The sequence below is a fragment of the Clostridium sp. 1001271st1 H5 genome (assembly GCF_005845215.1).
Lineage (GTDB): Bacteria > Bacillota > Clostridia > Lachnospirales > Lachnospiraceae > Enterocloster.
The window spans coordinates 1-1,209 of sequence record NZ_SPHO01000071.1 but is presented as its reverse complement, the minus strand read 5'-3'; the positions used below and the strand labels follow the sequence as shown (position 1 = coordinate 1,209).

At 44.7% G+C, this 1,209-nt stretch carries 3 protein-coding genes and 1 pseudogene; all 4 read left to right on the top strand.

The genetic code is table 11. The annotated features are described in order from the left end of the window. Positions 1 to 194 (top strand): annotated as a pseudogene (locus tag FGS84_RS31305) (hypothetical protein); the annotation flags it as partial. A gap of 8 nt (positions 195 to 202) precedes the next feature. Then, positions 203 to 673 carry a hypothetical protein gene (locus FGS84_RS30645; RefSeq protein ID WP_008400388.1) on the top strand — a complete coding sequence of 157 codons (471 nt, stop codon included), beginning with the start codon at positions 203 to 205 and terminating at the stop codon, positions 671 to 673. A 16-nt stretch (positions 674 to 689) separates the two neighbouring features. Then, positions 690 to 1,022, top strand: coding sequence for a DUF3852 domain-containing protein (locus FGS84_RS30640; protein ID WP_008400387.1), 333 nt, complete (start codon positions 690 to 692; stop codon positions 1,020 to 1,022). Between the two features lie 10 nt (positions 1,023 to 1,032). Beyond that, positions 1,033 to 1,209, top strand: a 177-nt coding sequence (locus FGS84_RS30635; RefSeq protein WP_138311893.1) for a DUF4259 domain-containing protein, incomplete at its 3' end; no start/stop codon positions are given.

Genomic DNA, 1,209 nt, shown 5'->3' with positions numbered 1-1,209 from the left:
ATGGTTACAGTACCTATGAGAGGAGAACGCATTTTACACCAATTTGGTATCCGGACGGAAGTTATACGCCATATACTTGGCTGCTGGATTGCTGGACACCGGCTGGAATGCTCTCCATGAATCTGAATGATTCTATTACCATTGATGGGAACTTGTGGAGTGACTGGCATATCGCACCACAGAAACCAGAGTAGGAGGAAGTATGTCATATCAACAGACGGAGAAACCAAAGGGATTTTTGTATCATTACACAACCCGTGACCATTTGGAAGATATTCTGCGGGATGGCAGGATACGAAGGATGGGTGATAAGGAGTGCTGGTTTTGTACATCTTTAGAGGATACACTGGAATTAATGCAAAAGACAGTGATGATGGAAGGGAAGCCTTACTATGGAGTTGGAGGAGTATTAAGGTATTATCCTGTATTTGTTCCGGAATCCTATGTGATTTTGAGATTGCAGCCACGTTTTCAAAATGGGGAATGGGTTCGGTGGAATCAGGAACTTCCACTAGATGCACCTACTTCTTTGCAGGAGGAGGCAAAGCGGTTTAGCAGTTTAAAAGTTGGCTTTCGGGGAGATCTAAAGTTTCAGGAACATCCGGATATTATCGAATTGGCTCCTCTTCTTGAAAGACAGCAAAGAATGGGGCTGAAACTCACACAATCTTAGTAGAAAGGAAAAATAAATGAGAACAAAGAAAATTTCAGCAGTTATGTGCATGGTATTCGTACTGGTAGTTTTGTTCTGCGTTCCGGTATATGCATCGGGCGATGTAGCCGGTGCGATTGAGGGAACTTGGCAGACGGCATCCCAACAGATTAAAACAGTTGTCGATCATGTTGTATTTCCCGCTATAGATCTGATCCTTGCCGTGTTCTTTTTTGGAAAACTGGGAACGGCATACTTTGATTATCGGAAGCACGGACAGTTTGAATGGGCAGCACCTGCAATTCTGTTTGCCTGTCTGGTATTTACCCTAACTGCACCGCTTTATATCTGGCAGATTCTCGGAATTTAGGAGGGATGTCATGGGATGTTGGGGAATTACTGCGTTTGAGTCTGATACTGGGCTGGATGCCATTGGTCTTATACGGAACCATCTTCCGGAACAAGGAGATGTGAAGCTTCAGCAGATGATTGACTGGTTGAGGGCAGATTCTTGGAATGCCCCTCCGGAAGTGTCAGAAGGGGTGTCTCATACAAGC

Coding starts and splice junctions, on each gene's coding strand:
- FGS84_RS30645 (WP_008400388.1), top strand. CDS start 203: ATGTCATATCAACAGACGGAGAAACCAAAGGGATTTTTGTATCATTAC.
- FGS84_RS30640 (WP_008400387.1), top strand. CDS start 690: ATGAGAACAAAGAAAATTTCAGCAGTTATGTGCATGGTATTCGTACTG.